Annotated in this window: 15 protein-coding genes; 8 read left to right on the top strand and 7 right to left on the bottom strand. The window is 59.5% G+C overall.

The annotated features are described in order from the left end of the window. Nucleotides 1–166 precede the first annotated feature (166 nt). The 5 genes from QMG56_RS11720 to QMG56_RS11700 all read left to right on the top strand — a co-directional run bounded on the left by QMG56_RS11720 (nt 167) and on the right by QMG56_RS11700 (nt 5,847). Nucleotides 167–1,654, top strand: coding sequence for an FAD-binding oxidoreductase (locus tag QMG56_RS11720; RefSeq protein WP_281822698.1), 1,488 nt, complete (start codon nt 167–169; stop codon nt 1,652–1,654). 46 nt (nt 1,655–1,700) lie between these two features. Then, entirely contained in the window at nt 1,701–2,813 is a 1,113-nt protein-coding gene (locus QMG56_RS11715) for a nuclear transport factor 2 family protein (protein WP_281822697.1), read from the top strand. Nucleotides 2,814–2,906: 93 nt separating this feature from the next. Then, entirely contained in the window at nt 2,907–4,058 is a 1,152-nt protein-coding gene (locus QMG56_RS11710; RefSeq protein WP_281822696.1) for a tyramine oxidase subunit B, read from the top strand. 40 nt (nt 4,059–4,098) lie between these two features. Next, nucleotides 4,099–4,521, top strand: coding sequence for a Rid family hydrolase (locus QMG56_RS11705; RefSeq protein ID WP_281822695.1), 423 nt, complete (start codon nt 4,099–4,101; stop codon nt 4,519–4,521). A 30-nt stretch (nt 4,522–4,551) separates the two neighbouring features. Next, nucleotides 4,552–5,847 (top strand): FAD-binding oxidoreductase, encoded by a 1,296-nt coding sequence (locus QMG56_RS11700; RefSeq protein WP_281822694.1) that lies wholly within the window; start codon nt 4,552–4,554, stop codon nt 5,845–5,847. Nucleotides 5,848–5,853: 6 nt separating this feature from the next. On the opposite strand, the gene QMG56_RS11695 is transcribed toward QMG56_RS11700, so the two are convergent. The 6 genes from QMG56_RS11695 to QMG56_RS11670 form a co-directional block, all read right to left on the bottom strand. Further along, nucleotides 5,854–6,855, bottom strand: coding sequence for a GTP-binding protein (locus QMG56_RS11695; protein ID WP_281822693.1), 1,002 nt, complete (start codon nt 6,853–6,855; stop codon nt 5,854–5,856). After that, a complete protein-coding gene (locus tag QMG56_RS11690) occupies nt 6,845–8,434 on the bottom strand; it encodes an amidohydrolase (protein WP_281822692.1) in 1,590 nt (529 codons plus the stop codon). The genes QMG56_RS11695 and QMG56_RS11690 overlap by 11 nt, the downstream gene beginning before the upstream one ends. 24 nt (nt 8,435–8,458) lie before the next feature. Next, the gene (locus QMG56_RS11685; RefSeq protein WP_281822691.1) at nt 8,459–10,786 is read right to left on the bottom strand and encodes a TonB-dependent receptor; all 2,328 of its coding nucleotides are present in this window, start codon (nt 10,784–10,786) and stop codon (nt 8,459–8,461) included. Between the two features lie 179 nt (nt 10,787–10,965). Further along, nucleotides 10,966–11,925 (bottom strand): LysR family transcriptional regulator, encoded by a 960-nt coding sequence (locus QMG56_RS11680; protein ID WP_281822690.1) that lies wholly within the window; start codon nt 11,923–11,925, stop codon nt 10,966–10,968. Further along, nucleotides 11,925–12,392 (bottom strand): hypothetical protein, encoded by a 468-nt coding sequence (locus QMG56_RS11675; protein WP_281822689.1) that lies wholly within the window; start codon nt 12,390–12,392, stop codon nt 11,925–11,927. Before QMG56_RS11675 ends, QMG56_RS11680 begins: the two co-directional genes overlap by 1 nt. 34 nt (nt 12,393–12,426) lie before the next feature. Next, on the bottom strand, nt 12,427–12,834 hold the full coding sequence (locus QMG56_RS11670) for a nuclear transport factor 2 family protein (RefSeq protein ID WP_281822688.1): 408 nt from the start codon (nt 12,832–12,834) through the stop codon (nt 12,427–12,429). A 149-nt stretch (nt 12,835–12,983) separates the two neighbouring features. On the opposite strand from QMG56_RS11670, the gene QMG56_RS11665 reads away from it, so the two are divergent. Then, complete coding sequence (locus QMG56_RS11665; RefSeq protein WP_281822687.1) at nt 12,984–14,495, top strand: APC family permease; 1,512 nt, start codon at nt 12,984–12,986, stop codon at nt 14,493–14,495. A gap of 26 nt (nt 14,496–14,521) precedes the next feature. Next, nucleotides 14,522–16,030, top strand: a complete 1,509-nt coding sequence (locus QMG56_RS11660) for an aldehyde dehydrogenase (protein WP_281822686.1) — start codon at nt 14,522–14,524, stop codon at nt 16,028–16,030. A gap of 168 nt (nt 16,031–16,198) precedes the next feature. On the opposite strand, the gene QMG56_RS11655 is transcribed toward QMG56_RS11660, so the two are convergent. Next, nucleotides 16,199–16,825: a TetR/AcrR family transcriptional regulator gene (locus QMG56_RS11655; protein WP_281822685.1), complete on the bottom strand. Its 627-nt coding sequence runs from the start codon at nt 16,823–16,825 to the stop codon at nt 16,199–16,201. Nucleotides 16,826–17,025: 200 nt separating this feature from the next. Between QMG56_RS11655 and QMG56_RS11650 the strand changes: the two genes are divergently transcribed. Continuing rightward, entirely contained in the window at nt 17,026–18,234 is a 1,209-nt protein-coding gene (locus QMG56_RS11650) for a TonB-dependent receptor (protein WP_281822684.1), read from the top strand. Nucleotides 18,235–18,316: the final 82 nt, after the last annotated feature.

The following is an 18,316-nucleotide window of genomic DNA, read 5'->3' as shown; positions in this document are numbered from 1 at the left end:
GCAAAAGTCACCATACCGCGGGGGCCGACCATCACGGTCGGTGAATTGGCAGACAGGCGGGCTGATCGCGGATGTTGCCGCTTACGCAACAAGTGACCGTGGAGTCGCCGTTGTTTTGCGGAATGCACTAATCTTATAAGCTTCGGACAGAACATCTGGAGCTTCCATGTCCCAATTAGAGCTTTGGTCGCGGCGTCGTTTCGTGAAAGCCAGTACATTGGCGGTTCCGGTGATAGCGGGTCTCGCCGGTGCGGCCGGATTTGCAGCGCCCTTGGCAGGAAGCGCAGCGGCCGATCTGCAGAATCGGATCGCCGGAACTGTCGTCGTCAAGGATGACGAAAATTACGAGGTTTGGCGCCAGTCGATGATTTGGCAGCGCGCCAAGGCAGATCGCCGCCCCGACATGATCGTGCAGGCTGAGCGTATCGAGGATGTGCAGGAGGCTGTGCGGTTCGCTGCGACGGCGGGGATGAAAGTCACGACACGCTGCGGTGGCCATAGCATGGCGGCGTGCTTCCTGCGCGATCGGGGAATGCTCATCGACATCAGTCGCCTGGACGGGATCGCGGTGGACAAGGCGGCGAAGCTCGCTGTCGTCGGCCCGGGCGTTTTTTGCCGGGGCCTGGCCGAGCGGCTTGCCCAGGATGATCTCGCTTTTCCCGGCGCGCATTGCGGTACGGTTCCAATCAGCGGCTTCCTGCTAGGTGGCGGTGTTGGCATGAACACTAATGCCTGGTCGCAGGGTATGAGCGTGTTTGCCGTCAAGGCGGTCGACATCGTGATGGCGGACGGCCGCCTTCTACGCGCCAGCGAGAGCGAGAATGCCGATCTTTTCTGGGCAGTCCGCGGGGGCGGTCCCGGCCTGTTCGGTGTTGTCGTTCGCTTCCACCTGCAGTGCTTTGATGCGCCCAAGGTCATCTGGGGCGCAACTTACACGTTCGCCTTCGCGGAACTCGATGCAGTCACGCGATTAATGGATAAGCTCGTCCCGCAACTCGATAAGGATGTCGAGGTGCTGTATTCGGTCGCGGCCTTGCCGGGCGTCGCTGAAGATGCGCCAGTCGATCAGCGACAGCGCATCTATCTGGATGTCAACGCATTTGCCGCAAGCGAGGCGGAAGGACGGCGCAAGCTGGCACTGCTCCAGCGCGATCCGCTCATCGCTCGTGCTCTCGACAAGGTCGAGGACCGCGCCGGTAGCTTCGATCGCTATTATAGCGATAACGAAGCCGCATTCCCGCAGGCCTATTGGATGGGCGATAACATCTGGACTGATCGGCCGATGGAAGCGATCGCGGTCCTCAAGCGGCATATTCCTGATTGCCCCGCCCCCCGTGGCACGCCGGTGGTGCTCTATATGGGCACTAACAGCATGCCCGACGCGGCCTGTTCGCGGATCGGCCGCTTCTATGTGGCTTATTATCTGGAATGGGACGAGCCTGCGCAGGAAGCGCCCAGCCGTGCCTATTGCCTGAAGGTTTTCAAGGAGCTCAAGGCTGTTGCCAAGGGCAGCTACATAAATGAGATGGATCAGGAAGGGCGGCCTGAGGATATCCGGGACTGCTATTCTCCCAAGGCTTGGGCGCGACTTGAGAAACTGCGCAGGCAATGGGATCCCCAAGGTCAGTTCCACGGCTTTTACGGCCAGTCATGACTAAAGCCGTCATCGCCGGCACACCTATCTTGCATTTGGAAACCATATGAAAATGCCCTCGCCCAAAGTCGGCCTGCTCGCAGCTCTGTTGCTTTTTTCTGGTGTCGCCGGCGCAAAAGCGCTGACCCCAGAGAAGCCCGCCGACGATCCGGCAAGCGTAGTGCATCAGTTGTACGAAGCGTTCGAACATGGCGACATGGCGGCGCTGGAGCGGCTGATCGCAAAGGATGCGAGCTGGACCTATTACGGCCCCGCCAGCCAGCTACCTTTCGGCGGCACGCGGCACGGGCCTGCGGGCGTCGCCGATTTCTTTGCGAAGGTAGCCGAAACTCTCGATAACCCGGTGGCGACCCAACTCGAGTATGTCGTGACAGGCGATACCGTGGCGGTGCCAGGCACCGAAGAAAGCACCGTCCGTGCGACCGGCATTCGCTACAAGGCGGACTTGGTCCATGTCTTCAAGGTTCGTAATGGCAAGATTGTCAGCTTTGAGGAGTTTATCGATAGCGGCAAGGTGCTGCTGGCCTTTCAAGGCGACAAGAGCGTCGATGTCTCGGCAGGTGGCGATGCGATGGCGACCGCTACTCCGGGCTCACGACGTCTGGTCGACAAAAGCGTGGGCAAGGCGATATTCACCACATGTGCAGGGTGCCATGGCAATGACGCCAAGGGGCTCAATTACATGTATGCCCCAAACCTTACGGGACAGCATTCCGACTATCTCGCACGCCAGCTGACCAACTTCCGCGATGGCAAGCGTGGCAAGATGGACGATGCGCATGGGTTCCCGATGGTTGGCCGAGCGACCGCCATTCCCGGTGCCGATGGCGTAAAAGCGGTGGTCGCCTATGTTGCTGGCCTACCCAAGCTTGCTGCAGCCCCTGTTGCAAGCCGCGCGGTACCCGCTTCGATTGTTGATATCGTACCGACTTGCGCCACATGCCATGGCGCGGCTGGTGAGGGAAATTTCGAGATGCAGGCGCCAGCACTCAATCGGCTGGACCGCACTTATATCGCGCAACAACTGGTCAACTTCCGGACCGGTAAGCGCGGCTACCATGCTGATGACCCCCAAGGCGCGCTGATGGCTGCTTCCGTGCCGGAAAGTTTGGGATCGGACGCCATCGCTGCTCTCGCAAAACACTATGGCCGCGACTGAGCAAATTGGGGCGGGTGCTGACTGCGCTCCTAGAACACCGCGAATAACGACAAACCAGCCGCGTTATCGCGGCACTGATTCTGGAATGAAACAATGACGGGCACCAAGACAACTTCAACGCGGATCGATTTTCTCTATTTGTCCGAGGAAGACATGATCCGAGCCGGCGTGACTGACATGGCCGCCTGCGTGGACACGATGGAGGAAATGTTCGCGCTCCTCTATCACGGCGATTATCGGATGGCCGGACCGAGCAATAATTCGCATGGCTCAGTCGTCGTTTTTCCCGAGGATTCGCCTTTTCCCGACATGCCAAAGCCGACCCCAGACCGCCGGTTCATGGCGATGCCCGCCTATCTTGGCGGCCGTTTCAAGACCGCAGGCATGAAGTGGTACGGCTCAAACATCGCCAATCGGGAGAAGGGCCTGCCCCGCTCGATCCTGACCTTCGTGCTCAACGATGCCGATACGGGCGCGCCGCTGGCTTTCATGTCGGCTAATCTTCTCTCGGCCTATCGGACCGGCGCGGTGCCAGGCGTGGGTGCGCGCCACCTTGCCCGCAAAGATTCCAAGGTGGTCGGTATTCTGGGACCGGGCGTTATGGCGCGCACTTCGCTGGCGGCGTTCATGGCGGTGTGCCCGCTGATCGACACGGTGAAGGTGAAGGGGCGCGGCGTTGAGAGCCTCGCAGCGTTCCAAACTTGGATCGCCGAAACCTATCCGCAGATCACCACGATTCAGGTCGTCGATACGCTGGAGGAAGTTGTCCGCAACGCCGATATCGTCACCTTCTGCCAATCGGGAGCGATCGGAGATCCCTCGATCTATCCGGTCGTGAAGCGCGAATGGGTAAGCCCTGGCACCTTCCTGTCAATGCCATCGCTCACCAATATCGACGAGGGGATGGAAGCACCCGAAATCCGCAAGGTGCTCGATAATCCCGGTCTCTACGAGGCGTGGCATGAAGAGAACCCCAAGCCGGTGCATCGCAATGTGCCTGTCGTCGGCATCCGTTTCCTGGATCTGATCGATGAAGGTCGTATGACGCGCGACCAGATCGAGGATCTGGGCAAGATCGTCGCTGGCGAAGCGCCCGGACGCCGGAATGACGATGAAATCATCATCATGTCGGTCGGTGGCATGCCGGTCGAGGACGTGGCGTGGGGCACGGTGGTGTATCGCAATGCCATAGAGAATGGGATCGGCGTCAGCCTCAATCTCTGGGATCAGCCCGTTCTGCGGTAGTTCGTCGCCCCCCCCCTGCCCTTTTTTTAGGAAATCAACCATGACCGATATCGTCAAAGTCAAAACCGGTTCTCCCGCAGAGGAGCGCGGCGCCTATTCGCGGCTGATCGCCGTCGATAATCTCATCTTCGTGTCGAACACGGCGGGTCGCAATCCGCGCACCAAGCTCATCCCCGAGGATCCTGCCGAACAGACGTTGCAGGTTCTCTCCAATATCGATGCGGCCTTGGCTGCGGTCGGATCGTCGATTGAAGATGTCATCGCGGCCCGCGTGTTCGTCCAGTTTCCGCAGGATATCGACGCGGTGATGGAGGCCTATGCCGGCAAGATGCGGGGGATCAATCCCACCCTGACGCTGACGAGCCCTCCACTTGGCATGGCCGAATTCAAAGTGGAGATTGAAGTGACGGCCTATCGGGGCGCCACCCAAGCCAATGTCAAAGAGATCACGATCACCCTCTGACGGTAAACATAACGAACAAAGGTAGTTGCGGTGGCTCCAGCGATCACTCCGGTAAAGACTTCAGGCCGCCATCCCGAGGCGACGACGGTGGTGGTAATCGGCGGTGGCATCGTCGGCCTGATGACTGCGCTGACTCTTGCGGAGCGTGGCATTCCGGTGGTGGTCCTGGAGAAGGGCGGGATCGCGGGCGAGCAGTCGTCGCGCAATCTTGGCTGGATCCGCAAAATGGGACGCGAGGAGCATGATCTGCCGCTCGCCATGGCATCAGAGCGCTTATGGGCTGCGATGCCGGAACGGGTCGGAGCGGATGTGGGCTATCGGCAGGCGGGCATCATGTATCTGTGCCGATCCGATGCCGAGATGGCGGGCCATCGCGCCTGGCTGGATGCGATCAGTGGCGCCAGTCTTGATTCCCGGCTGCTGGGGCCAGCGGACATCGACCGGCTGGTGCCCGGCGGAACAGGCGGTTGGGCGGGAGGCATCTACACGCCTTCCGATGGACGCGCTGAGCCATTGCTGGCGTCCAGTGCGATTGCAACTTCCGCGATGGCGAAGGGTGCAGTCATCGTCGGGCAATGTGCGGTGCGCAGCCTCTCGATCACGGCGGGTCGGGTGACCGGCGTGGTCACTGAGCGTGGCGCAATCCGCTGCGAGCATGTCGTCCTGGCGGGCGGCATGTGGTCACGGCGCTTCCTTGCCAATCTCGGTGTCTCGTTGCCGACGCTGCCGCTGGTGGCTTCAGTCGTGCGCACCGCACCGATGGAGGGGCCGACCGATATCGCAGTGGGCGCGCCCGACTTCTCCTTCCGCAAGCGGATTGATGGCGGCTACACGATCACGCAGCGAGGCGCTTTTGTGGCGCCCCTGGTGCTCGACAGCCTGCTGCTCGGACGACGCTATCTCCCTATGTTGCGCGCGCAATGGAAGAATGTGCGGCTGTCGTTGGGCCGTGACCTTGTTGACGATCTTGCGATGCCGCGCCGCTGGGCGGCTGACGGTCCATCGCCGTTCGAGCATGTCCGCACGATCGACCCGCCAGTCAACGAAGGGCTCAATGCCGAGGCGATGCGCAATCTCGCTGCGGCGTGGCCGGTATTCCGCGACGCAGTGGTAGCGGAGAGTTGGGCGGGGATGATCGACGTCACGCCGGATTCGCTGCCGATCATTTCGCCGGTCGCCAAACTGGCTGGCCTGACACTTGCCACAGGCTTCTCGGGGCATGGATTTGGCACCGCGCCCGGCGCAGGGCAATTGGCGGCAGATATCGCGACGGGAGAGGTGCCACTCGTCGACCCCACGCCCTATCGTCTGGATCGCTTCGACTGATCGAGCTCAGTGCGCGGCGGGGACCATGTCCAACAGGCGCTGTATATCCGCCATGGCCTCTGCGCTGGCGGCATCGCGGCTTATCATCACGATGCGGCTCGACTGGTCCTCGCTTGACCAGCCGTCAAGAAGGCGGGGCGGGTGGAAGATATCCTGAACGGCATCGACGACCACGGGACGATTGGTATCGCTGACCGCCAACAGTCCCTTGATCCGCATCAGGCGGCCGCGATACCGGGGAACGAGTTCGTCGAAGGCCTGGGCGATCACCGGCCATGCAAGTCGCTCGTCGAACCGCCAGGACGCCGTTTGGACAAGACCTTGGTGATGATGATGGTCATGCCCGAGCGACGCGCTGCCTGACATCGGCGGCAGCCCGTGCAGGCGGAAGGGCGTGAGCAAGGTCTCGACTGTTGCGGCCTCGCTATTTGCAACCAAGAGTTTTGCGTGCGGTGCGCTGGCAGACAGCAGCGCGCATAGCTGGTCCAGACCATCGGGCGTCGCCAGATCGGCCTTGCTGACGAGCAGGACATCGGCATGCGCCACTTGGCTGACGGCTTCGGAGTAGGTCTCCAGCGTTTTCGCGCCCAGCACGCCATCGACCAGCGTAATGACAGCGCTCAGCACGAAGTTCTGCTGGATCCAGCCATCCGCGATCAGGCGGGTGAGGATCGGGGCCGGATCGGCGACGCCGGTGGTCTCGACGATCACGCGCGTGAAAGGCGGAATAGAGCCCTCCCGCCGGCGGAGATCGAGGTCACGCAGCGCAAGGCCAAGATCGTCATTCATCACGCAGCAGACGCAACCATTGGCCAGCAATTGCGGTGGTGGCGATCCTGCGCGCATGAGCAGATCCTGATCGATACCGATCTCGCCCACCTCATTGACCAAAAGCGCGCTGCCTGCATAGGACGGGTTGTCGAGCATTTGGCCGATCAACGTGGTCTTTCCGGCTCCCAGGAAGCCTGTAACCAGCATGATCGGGATGGGCGCACCATCAGCGGACATCGTGCAGGATGCGTCCTTCGAAGATAGTGGTCAACACGCGGGTTTCACTAATCTCGTCTACCGGAATAGCGAAAAGGTCGCGGTCGAGAATGATGAAGTCTGCAGACTTGCCGGGGGAGATCGATCCAGCCTTGTCCTCAGCGCCAACCGCGCGCGCGCCGGACAGAGTGAGCATCTCAATGCCTGTGGCCAGGTCAACGGACTCCGCACCATGCTGGAGCAATCCCTGCAATGCCGGGAACAGATTCGGCTCGGGCAGGAAGGTCCAGTCTGTGCCTACTGTGACGCGTGCGCCCATTCTGGCGAGTGTGCCGAACGGATAACCGCGCTCCCGGAAGGGGGCGAGTTCGGGCATGTCGCCGAACCAGATCGGCGGCGACATTTCTGCGGTTACGTTCAGCTCGGCAAACGAAGCGAGGTCATCTGGCTGGACGAAACAGCAATGGCTGATTTCCTGGATCGTTCCTTCATGGCTTGCGGCGCGCATGTCGCCCATCGCCTGAAGGACGAGCTGGACGGCGGCATCGCCGGTGCAATGAATCTTCGCGGTGATCCCCGCCTTGTCCCAAGCGATAAGCGCGGCTGCGAGGTCTTCGCGCGAATGGAGCAGCTTGCCGGGCTGTGGCTGCCCGGTCAGCGGATCGAGCTGGGCATCGGTGAAGTGCGGCCCAAGCGGTGAGCCATCCATGAAGACTTTCACGAAGTCAGTGCTCAACCGCTCGCTGGCGAAGCGCCGACGTTCCTCTATCAGCCGCTCCAGCGCTTCGGACGTGGCGTGGCCGAAATGCTCCTCGCGCCAGGGGATATGCGCGTAGACGCGCAGGGTTAGGCCTTGCTCCTGATCGATCTTCTGGAGCATTTCCAGCTCAGGGCGGCTCGCGGACGCTTCCTGAATGCCAGTGACGCCGAAACGGCTGGCAGTTTCCAGCGCCCAGCGCAGAGCGGCCTGATGAACGTCCGGCTCGGGGCTGGGCATTGCATTGAACAATTGCCATGTTGCGCGTTCGACCAACTCGCCGGTCGGTTCATTCGAACCAGCGCGGCGCACGATGCGACCGCCGAACGGATCGGGCGTGTCGGCCGTGATCCCGGCGAGTTCGAGTGCCTTGGAATTGGCGAGGCCATGGTGCAGGGAATAATCGTGCAAATAGACGGGGGTATCAGGGAATTTCTCGTCGAGATATTTTCGATCGACCTCGCCCGGGGCCGATAGGGTGGGGTTGAAGTCGCCCCCGATCACCCACCCGCTGAGCTTGCCACGCGAGCACGCGATGCAATCACAAAGCCTTTCGCCATAATCCCGCCCGAGCGCATCGGCAGGCAGGCGGCATTCATAACGATGCTTCAACCCGGCCAGCAGAATGTGGCCGTGCGCGTCATGGATGCCGGGCATGATCATTCGACCTGCCAAATCCACGACAGCGCAGTCACTGCCCGCCGCCGCCAGGATATCGACCGAGGTACCGATATCCGCGATCTTCCCATCCTGTACGAAGATCGCGTCCACCCACGGGCGGCTCGCATCAACAGTGTAGATGCGGCCGTTGACATAGGCGGTGGGGCGAGCGGGCTGGTTCATGACTGCTGTCCTCGTCGACGGATATTACCAGCGATAGCGCAAGGCGGCGCCATAGGTGCGCGGCATTGCATAACGGACCTGGATGATGCCGAGCGACGCGAAGGATGGGCCTCCATAAGTGGTGTTCAGTCGGTTGCCGATATTATCGACAAAGCCGCGCAACTGCCAATGGTCGGAGGCTTCGAAGGTCACAGATGCGTTGTGCTTGAAAAAGCCCTCCAACTGCGTGCCCGTATCTCCGAAGTTACCGGAGAAACGTGACGAGCGGGCCTCGAAATTCCAGTCAAATGCCAAGCTTCGATCGTTCGGCAGCTCGATCGTGTAGGTCGCTCCGCCGCTGCCGCTCCACTTGGGAGCGAATGCCATCGGACGATCCGCAACGACGTTGGTGCCGGTTGGCGTGATCTTCGCTACATCCTTGATGTTAGTGTGTAGATAGGCAGCCGCGACATAGAGGCGCAGCTCCGGCGTCACAGCGGCTTCGATGTCGGTTTCCACGCCATAGGCATTGGCGTCCTGATTGTTAATCAGCCCGGCCAGGCCGACATAGTTGAAGGCCTGAAAGTCCTTGTAGTCATAGTAGAAGGCGGATGTATTGATGCGCAGCTTGCGGTCGAACAAGGTCGACTTCTGACCGATCTCATAGGAGATCAACGTTTCGTCCCCATAAGGGATCTGGGTAAGCGAAAGGCCGGTCGGATAGAAGCCGTTGTTAAAGCCACCTGCTTTTGTGCCGCGCGAAATGCTGGCGTAGAACAGGTTGTTATTGTCCGGTTTATAGTCGAGCTCGATCTTTCCCGACCATAGCGTGGCCTTATACTTCAAGCGAAATGGCACTGGCGTGCCCGTGCCGCCATCTTCGATGAGGAAACAATCGCCAACCGCGCCACCGCCGCAGTCGCGCAAAGCCGCGTTGTCGGCATCGGCGAAGGTTTTGTTGTCACGCGTCACGCGGATGCCGCCGATGGCAGTGAACTGGCCAAAGTCCTGCTCAAGCTGGCCGAACACGGCGCCGGAATTCGTGCGCAGGCGCCAGTCGGCATTAAGGCTGATCGGGAAATATGTGCCGTTGTAGAGACCGGTCGCCGGGTCAACGGCTGTCGGTCCATCGAGCGGGAAGTTGAAGGTGGCGGTCGGTTGATCCTTGCCGACGGCATGCAGGCCATAAAGACCGGCAGTCCAGCGGGTCGCGCCACCGTCATGATAGAGCCGCAGTTCCTGCGTCACCTGCTCGCCCTGATAGGGGAAGTTGGCGACGACGAGCGGATTTGGCGTGCCATCGCTGTCCTCTTGCATGGTGCGCTTGTAGGACTGATAGCCGGTGATGCTGGTGAAGGTGGTGTTGCCGAATTTTTTCTCTGCCCGCAGCAGGCCTGAATAACCGGTGGAACGCAGGAATGCGGCATCGTTGACGTCGACAACATTCTTCTTTGCGGCGCCGGTGTTACGCTCCGCATAGCCAACAGCGTCAACGATCGAGGCGTCGGCGACGACCAATCCGTTGTTATCGACGAAGCCGGTCTTGCTTTCGTAATAAGCGTGCGTGGTCTTGGTCCGGCCATACTCGCCCTTGAGTAGGATATCCCAGCCATCGTTGCCTTCGTAGCGAAGCTGCAGACGGGCGGCGTCCGATCCAGCCTGGCCGCCGCGATCGAGAGCGGGGTTCAGGCTTCTCTGGAAGCCATCACTGTGACGCGACGTACCCGACACCCGCATCGACAGGGTATCGGTAAGCGGGGCAGTCGCCGCGGCCTCCAGCTTCAGATCATTGAAGCGGCCAAAGCTTGCCGACAAATAGCCTTCGGGCGTCTGGCTGGGCTTTTTGGTGATGTAATTGATCAGGCCGCCGGTCGAGTTGCGGCCAAAGAGCGTGCCCTGAGGCCCGCGCAAAACTTCCACGCGATCAAGATCGAACAACGCGAAGTCGACTGCGGGGACGGCAACGATGTAGAACTCGTCGACATAGGAAGTGACGGGCGCTTCATGGCCTTCACCGAAATCATTCAGGCCGATACCGCGGATGACGACGTTGGACGAGGTGCCCGGACCGTAGGGGGAATAGCTTTCCAAGCCAACGACCTTACCAGCAAGATCCGCGCTGCTCGCAATATTGCGGTTGGCGATCTGCTCAGGCGTCACGGCTGTGATCGCAATGCCAACCCGCTGGATGCTTTGATTACGCTTTTGCGCAGTAACTACGATCTCTTGCAGGCCGCCAGCGCTCTCATTGGCTACGGCGACATCGGAAGAACTCTCCGGCGTGGCCTGCGCGTAAGCCTGGCTCGCCAGGGAGGCCAGCAGGATCGAGGCGCCGGTTAGAAGGCTGCTCTTCAAACGTTGGGCGTGTGGCATAGGTATTTCCCCTTTTTTAATGTCGGATAGTTCGACGCTGCGTCTTATTTTCTTGAAATTTTGCTTAAGCAGCCCGGGATCACAATGGCCCCGCCGCTCGCTCATGTTGCGCGATCCGCAACGTTGATAAAATGCAGACTTACGCAGGCAGCCGGGAGCGAGCGAAGATGTGGATTATATCAGTCGGCGGTCGAGGCGAGCAGTTCCTCATCCAGCCGATTCATTTCACGCACAAGGGCATTTTGCAGCGCAAGGCCCGCGGGCGTCATGCGTCTTCCTATCCGGCTCACGAGATGAAGGCGAACATCTGACAGCTCATCGCTAAGGATCGGCCTTTCGACGATCCCTGGAATGGCGGCCATAGATTGCCCCAGGATGCGCGGCAGCATGGTAACACCCATTCCCTGGGCAACGCTGTCGAGGATAACTTGGATCGATGGAGATTGGAGAACGATATTTAGCGGCAGCCCGCCGTTGGTGAACACCGAGTGGATAATTTCCAGGAGGCGGGAGCCAGCATCGGGGAGCACCAGCCGCTCGCCAGAAATTTGCACGGGCCAGATCGCCTTCTCGCGGGCTAGCGGGTGCTTTTCAGACATGAACAGTGAGAAGGGCTGTCGACTGGTCCCGAGCAGTTTGAGCCGAACGTCCTCCCCCGTGTCGAACAACAACCCTAGTTGCGCTCCATCGTTTAGCAATAGCCGCTCGGCATCCTCTCCGTCAGCAGCCTTCATCTCGATGCTAATATCGGGATATTTGGAGGAAATCGCTGCGAAGGCCTTTAAGAAACGTACCGCCAGCAGGCCGTGCCCGATGACGATGCGAATTGTCGAGGTCCGCGTGCTCCGCAGTTCGGCAAGCCGGGCCAGCAGTTCCTGATGCTCGATGACGCGGCGTTCGTAATACTCGATCAGCATTTGACCCGCCTCGGTCAGTTGAACCTTGTATGAAGCCTTCTCGACCAAATCTATGCTGAGTGCACGCTCGAGCAGCTTAATCTGTCGGCTGATGGACGAGGCCGCCACGCCCAGATAGTCGGCCGCTGCACGCATAGATCCGTGGCGCGCAGAAAGAGACAGATATTGGAGCCGGTGATCCTGAACGCTGATTTCGTAGCTGCGGCGGCTGATACCTGGCATTACTGTCCCACCACTCCTTGGGGCTTGCGGCCTTTGGCCAGCCGCCGCCGGTCGGCTCTGGGGAGCACGTCAAGTTCGCTCAGCATCAGGTCTGGCTCGGCGAAGAAGAAATCGCGGGATACGAACCAGTCGCCATCCCGTTCTTCCCAGATCATCAGCACCCGGTGGATTTCGATAGAGCCTGCTAGCAGGACATTGTGGTTGGTTATGTTGCCAAAGGCCACCTTGCCAATAATAGTGACGGGCTCTGCTTCGATTGAGATCGAGCTGCATGCCTCACGCGCGTCTAAGAAGATCTGAGTTATCGCTTCATGGCCGACCTGGGCAGGCATGTCGCGGCCTTCCATGACCGCGTCGGGAAGGTAGAACTCGCGAACCATCGTTGCGATCTGGCGCGCGCGGAAGCGGGTTTCAAACTGCTGGCATTTTTCGATAAGCCGCTGTTCCACATTTTCCGCTTCCGTCATGAGCCGCGGCTTTGCGCAAAAGGATACATTTTATTCATCCGTTCAGGCAGTCTGCTACGGTGGCGGTATCGATGAATTCTTCGAAGCGCGTCATCAATCCACCCTGTACCTGATAGACATGGGTCCACTGCAACCGATACTCCCGACCAGTGGCAAGCGACATACTGTGCTCAATGCCTCGCCCATACACCTGATCGCCAATACCGATTAGTGACAACGGCGCCATTTCCTTAATCTGAATACTTCTTTCGGCCCGGTCAAAAAAGTCCTTCACGCCAGCATGGCCAATAAATGTGCCGGCAAAGGGGATCTTCTCCTCGGGGCCATAATAGGTCCATTCGATGTCAGGCGACAGTGTCGCGAAGGCTGCATCAATGTCTCCGGCGTTGAAGGCGTCGAAGAAGCATCTGACGACGTCGGCGCTGTCCTGGCCATTGCTCATTTGGGCATTCACTCCTCGCGGTGGGCGCATCATCGCTTGATATGATGCCCGACCTGTCACGGCGTCAATGCCGAGGCGTTGGACTGATGTTGCGTCGCCAGCAACATATTCACAGCAGATCGGGATTGAGCTTGTTGTGACAAACCGCGATGCAGGGACCCCGCCCGGTTCGCCTGACGGGCTTTCTCATCTTGATCCGCGTGCTGGAGCATCGCAATTTGAACGACCAAATCAACGCTTCGCCCAATCCCGCCGCTGATAAGCTTTCGCAGGGTGTTTTGGGCAGCGTAGACATCACATTCATGGTTCTGGCCGTCGCGGCGCCCATGGCGATCGTCGTTGCCACAATGCCGATCGCCTTTGCGTTAGGCAATGCGACAGGCGTTGCTGGCACATATGTGCTTTCCGGGTTGGCGATCACTTTTTTCGCTATCGGTTATGTCCGCCTGCTGCCGTTCATCCGCAATGCCGGAGCCTTTTACGCGATCATTTCGCAAACGTTCGGCAGAGTGGCGGGCCTCGCCGGATCCTACGTCGCGTTGGTTTCCTATGTGGCGCTGTGTTGCGCGACGCTTGGCGCCTTGTCCTATTTCATCACTAACCTGCTTCAATCGCTGGGGTTGGACTTCGTGCATTGGGGTGTGAGTGCGCTAGCAGTGATCGCGATCCTGGGGCTGCTATCCTATTTCCGCATCGACTTTACGGCCAAGCTACTAGCAATCGCGCTGGGCGCGGAGGTCATCGCCATTCTGGTGCTCGATGTCGCTATCCTCATGGCCGATGGTTTCGGCGCGCCGGGAAAGATTTTCGCGCCATCGGTCGTGCTGGGGCCGGGCCTCGGCATTAGCGCGATCTATGCCTTCAATTCGGTGATCGGATTTGAGGCGACGGCGATATATCAGGAAGAGGCGCGCAACCCCAAAGTCAGCATACCGCGTGCGACTTATGCAGCGATCGCCGTGATTTGCGTGTTCTACGTCTTCACCGCTTATGCCTTCATCGTCGCAAGCGCTCCCGATGTGCGGGCCGCTGCCGCCCAGGATCCGGGACACTTCGTCTTCGGGCTGGCACGCCGCTATATAGGGCCTCAGGGCGAGGCAATTTTGTCGATACTGGTTATCAGCAGCGCTTTCGCCGCAGTGCTGGGGCTGTTCAACAATAGCGCCCGCTATGTCTTCGCGCTTGCCCGGGATGGCGCGCTGCCAGCCGGGCTTGCCCGCACACGCAGCGTGAACGGCGCGCCTTTCAATGCCGGCTTTCCGGTCATTGTCGTGCTCGCCGTGGTGATCTCGCTCTTCGCGCTGATGGGTCTCGATCCGCTATTGTCGCTGACCACCGCGCTCACCGGCTTCGGCTCGGTCGGCCTCATGGCGTTGCTGACAATCACTGCCTTTGCGATCCCGGTGTTTTTGAAAAAGCGCACAGGCAGCTTTGGACTGGTGTCGATCTTTCCGTTCGCGGGTGGAGCAATGCTGCTGGCAGGGACAATCCTGTCGGTAGCCAACTACCCCCTGCTGACCGGCACAGATTCCCCCGTCATCAATCAACTACCCGCCCTGCTCGTTGCGATCGCGGCTGCGGGAATGGTGCAAGCGCTTATCCTGCGTCGCCGCCATCCCGCGATCTTCGCGCGCATCGGATTGAGCCAGGTCGCAGGCTAATTTCAGATTTTTCAGGAGATGTTCCCATGACGACCGGCAACGATCTTTCGCAGCTGACAACCAAGGCTGCCGCCTTCATCGCTGGCAAGAAGGGCCTGTTCATCGGCGGAGAGTGGCGGGCCGCGGAGGGGGATGAGACGCTGCCGGTCATCGATCCCAGCAGTGGACGCGAGGTTGGCCGCATCGCGCAGGCAAGCGCGGCTGATGTCGATGCGGCCGTTGTAGCGGCGCGTCGCGCACTGGAAAATCCGGCCTGGGCGCGGATGCGAGCGCATCAGCGCGAGGAGATCATGCTTCGCCTGGCCGAGTTGATCCGCGCCGAGGGGCCATCGCTGGCGCAGATCGAGACGGTGAACAGCGGCAAGCTGATCGCCAACACGCGCCTGTTCGATGTCGATCTGTCCGTCCATACCTTGCGCTACATGGCGGGCTGGGCGACCAAGCTCCATGGCGAGACAATGGATCTTGCCGTTCCCTATCTGCCGGACATGCGCTTTAACGGCTTCACCCGGCGGTTTCCGGTTGGTGTGGTCGCCGCGATCATGCCGTGGAACGTACCGCTGTGCCAGGCTGTGTGGAAGCTGGCACCGGTGCTCGCGACCGGCTGCACCATTGTCCTCAAGCCCTCCGAACTGACCTCGCTCACCGCATTGCGGCTTGCTGAGTTGTGCGACGAAGCGGGCGTTCCACCGGGCGTCGTCAACGTTATTACTGGTACCGGCGAAGTGACAGGCAAGGCGCTGGTCGAGCATCCTGGTATCGACAAGATCAATTTCACCGGGTCCACCCGCGTTGGGCAGACTATAGCGGAGCACGCAGCTCGCAACTTCAAGCATTATAATCTCGAATTGGGTGGAAAATCCCCGCTGATCATCGCCGAGGATGCCGATCTGGAGAAGGCGATTCCCGGCGCGGCTTGGGCGATCTACGGCAATTCAGGACAAAACTGCTGCGCCGGTTCACGTGCATTGATCCACGAAAAGCATTTCGAAAAGGTCGTGGCAGGCGTGGCAGAGATTGCTGCGTCGATCCGCCTCGGCCCCGGTCTGGACAAGGCATCCATGATGGGACCGCTAGTAAGCATGACGCACCGGACGCGGGTCGCCGATCATGTCGACCGTGCGAGGAGCGCAGGGGCGCAGGTCATCGGCGGCGAGATTGTCGAGGGCGATGGCAGCTATTTCACCCCCGCAATCATTACCGGCCTTGATCACGGACATCCGACGGTACAGCAGGAAATCTTCGGTCCCGTCCTATGCGCCTTCCCATTCAAGGATGACGAGGAGGCATTGCGCTTGGCCAATGGCACGGTCTTTGGTCTTGGCGCGAGCATTTGGACAGAAGGCCTTACGACTGCCAATCGTTATTTCGAGCGACTGAAGGCTGGGACAGTCTGGATCAACACCCACAATATTCTGGACCTTTCTCTACCATTTGGCGGGGTCAAGCAGTCGGGCGTGGGCTTCGAACTGGGGCGCGAGGGCATCCTCTCACACACGGTGCTGCGCGCTGGCGTGATGCGGTCGGACGACTAATTTGGAATAGCGGACTATCGGAAACTAAGAACTGAAACGACTTCTGAACCGCCGACAGAACCAGAACCGAATTTACGCGGCTCCCATATACGGGGCGTCCCTTCGTTACACGCGAGGGGCTGAAGCGAGCGGGCGCATGGCGCCCCCGCACAGCAATACAGGAGATGCCTATCGGCTCTGCTGTGGGGGGAGGCCAGCAATTTGCCTGATGGTTCCCATCGTCCGACGCTGCACGCGCGCGAGCATGGCGTCGTCCGGTCGTGCGCTATGATAATATACGATCAAGCCGTCGATGAGTGCGAGTATCTGGAGAGACATGTCTTGCACGTCCTCTTCTGGCGCATCGGGCCAGACCTCCCGGACAACCTGTGCAAAGCCTTCGCAATTGCGCTGATAAATGTCGCGTAACATCGTACTGGCCGTCTCATTATGCGCAATCATTGGCCAAAGCTCGATGAAGAAGTTCGTCATTTCGCGGTTGGTTATGTCTTGAACGAGGAAATGCACGACACCTTCAAAACGTGCAAGCCCCTGACCTTCCATCCCGACCAGCAAGGTCTCGTAGATCTCACTATAATGGTAGGCAGTCTGTTCGAGCATGGCGCTTACCAGATCTTCGCGCGTGGGGAAGAAATGCTGGAGATGGCCTTGGCTGATCCCAATTGCCCGCGCGACCTTACGCATACTGAAGGCCGCATAGCCATCTTCAATGAATAAACGCCGTGCCGCCTCCAGAGCCAAAGCCCTGTTATCCGCCTTCTGCGCTACCGTCGGTTTCCGCATCTTCTCGTCCACAATACTTCATCCATAAGAGATAATATGATCTTCGCTATTGATATTGACTAGGTCGGTCAACCGACCTAGTCTTTGTTGGTCGGTGCTGACGATCACAGATTGCAGCCCGGTCAATACGCAGGTCGAACAGTGAATATTATTGACCTCTGGCTCCTAGGGGGAGAGCACCTATGCACGCTAAATTCGCAGCAATAATCCTGATGTCACCCTGTCTTGTTCAACCCGCCCTCGCACAAAATGAGCAGGCGGCCGGCATTGATAAGGACATTGTCGTCACCGCTCAGAGACGCAACGAAGCTCTTCAGGATGTTCCGATCGCCATCACCGCACTGTCCGGCGATGCAGTCCAGAAACTGGGCTATAAGACAAGCGCCGAAATTGCCGCACAAGTACCTAACCTGACCATCAAGCAATCCTTTGCCAACAGCGTGCCGCAGATATTCCTGCGCGGCGTCGGCGTAAACGACCCCAATGCAAATGCGAACGGTGCAGTCGGCATCTATGTGGACGATGTCAATCTCGTCTCACCTTCGGCGCTAACCTTCTCGCTGTTCGACACGGACCGCGTAGAGGTATTACGCGGGCCTCAGGGCACGCTCTATGGTCGCAACACCACTGGCGGCGCGATCAACTTCATTTCCCGCAAGCCCGGTGACAAAGCCGAAGGCTATGCCACAGTCCATTACGGACGGTTCAATGAGAAACAGATAGAAGCGGCGGTGACCGCTCCCCTGGCCGACGGAGTTTCCATGCGCCTGTCCGGCGTGGGTGAGGACGCAAACGGATTCCACTACAATCGCGTCACTGGCAATCATCTGGGCAACGTCGGCCGCTTCGCTCTGCGCGGCCTGCTGAAGATCGACCCCTCCTCAACCCTGAGCATTCTCTTCAACGTCCACGGCGGTCGCGTCAAAAATAGCAGCACGCCGTTTGAAGTGGCAGGGACGCTCGATCCTGTTTCGGGGGCGGGTGGCTGCGACTATCGCACCAGCTCATGCGTCAATCTGTTCGGCTACCGTGATGGCGACAACGATCCTTATAGCCATGATCTGGACAATGAGGGACGTACAAAGCTGTGGAATATCGGTGGGTCCATGCATGTCGATGCGGATTTCGGCGCCGTCGCGCTGACATCCATCACCGCCTACGAAAAAACGATCCGCCACCATCGCGAAGATGCCGATGGCGCACCGCAGAACATGCTCAACACGCAGTTCTTCGACGATAACCGGCAATTCTCGCAAGAGCTGCGCCTGTCGTCGACAGGCGACGATAGCTTGCGCTGGATGCTGGGTCTCTTTTACTCGCACGAAGACACCAAGATCCACAACCGCTACGACTTTTTCCGCGGTTATCGCGACCTAGGGTCAGGACCTGTTAAATTGCTTGCGCATTGGGTGATGGGTTGATTCAATAGCAGCGTTAGGAGGCGCTGCCGATGGATGTTCCGTTTCTGCTGAGTGAGGCGCAGATGCGCCGGATCGAGCCGTA

The organism is Sphingobium sp. BS19 (assembly GCF_027925545.1).
Lineage (GTDB): Bacteria > Pseudomonadota > Alphaproteobacteria > Sphingomonadales > Sphingomonadaceae > Sphingobium.
The sequence above is the reverse complement of the archived record's forward strand: the minus strand, read 5'-3'. Positions and strand labels throughout refer to the sequence as shown.

What these genes read in the sequence shown, in the direction of transcription:
- QMG56_RS11720 (WP_281822698.1), top strand. Translation starts at nt 167, where the DNA reads ATGTCCCAATTAGAGCTTTGGTCGCGGCGTCGTTTCGTGAAAGCCAGT.
- QMG56_RS11715 (WP_281822697.1), top strand. Translation starts at nt 1,701, where the DNA reads ATGAAAATGCCCTCGCCCAAAGTCGGCCTGCTCGCAGCTCTGTTGCTT.
- QMG56_RS11710 (WP_281822696.1), top strand. Translation starts at nt 2,907, where the DNA reads ATGACGGGCACCAAGACAACTTCAACGCGGATCGATTTTCTCTATTTG.
- QMG56_RS11705 (WP_281822695.1), top strand. Translation starts at nt 4,099, where the DNA reads ATGACCGATATCGTCAAAGTCAAAACCGGTTCTCCCGCAGAGGAGCGC.
- QMG56_RS11695 (WP_281822693.1), bottom strand. Translation starts at nt 6,855, where the DNA reads ATGTCCGCTGATGGTGCGCCCATCCCGATCATGCTGGTTACAGGCTTC.
- QMG56_RS11690 (WP_281822692.1), bottom strand. Translation starts at nt 8,434, where the DNA reads ATGAACCAGCCCGCTCGCCCCACCGCCTATGTCAACGGCCGCATCTAC.
- QMG56_RS11685 (WP_281822691.1), bottom strand. Translation starts at nt 10,786, where the DNA reads ATGCCACACGCCCAACGTTTGAAGAGCAGCCTTCTAACCGGCGCCTCG.
- QMG56_RS11680 (WP_281822690.1), bottom strand. Translation starts at nt 11,925, where the DNA reads ATGCCAGGTATCAGCCGCCGCAGCTACGAAATCAGCGTTCAGGATCAC.
- QMG56_RS11675 (WP_281822689.1), bottom strand. Translation starts at nt 12,392, where the DNA reads ATGACGGAAGCGGAAAATGTGGAACAGCGGCTTATCGAAAAATGCCAG.
- QMG56_RS11670 (WP_281822688.1), bottom strand. Translation starts at nt 12,834, where the DNA reads ATGAGCAATGGCCAGGACAGCGCCGACGTCGTCAGATGCTTCTTCGAC.
- QMG56_RS11665 (WP_281822687.1), top strand. Translation starts at nt 12,984, where the DNA reads ATGCAGGGACCCCGCCCGGTTCGCCTGACGGGCTTTCTCATCTTGATC.
- QMG56_RS11660 (WP_281822686.1), top strand. Translation starts at nt 14,522, where the DNA reads ATGACGACCGGCAACGATCTTTCGCAGCTGACAACCAAGGCTGCCGCC.
- QMG56_RS11650 (WP_281822684.1), top strand. Translation starts at nt 17,026, where the DNA reads ATGTCACCCTGTCTTGTTCAACCCGCCCTCGCACAAAATGAGCAGGCG.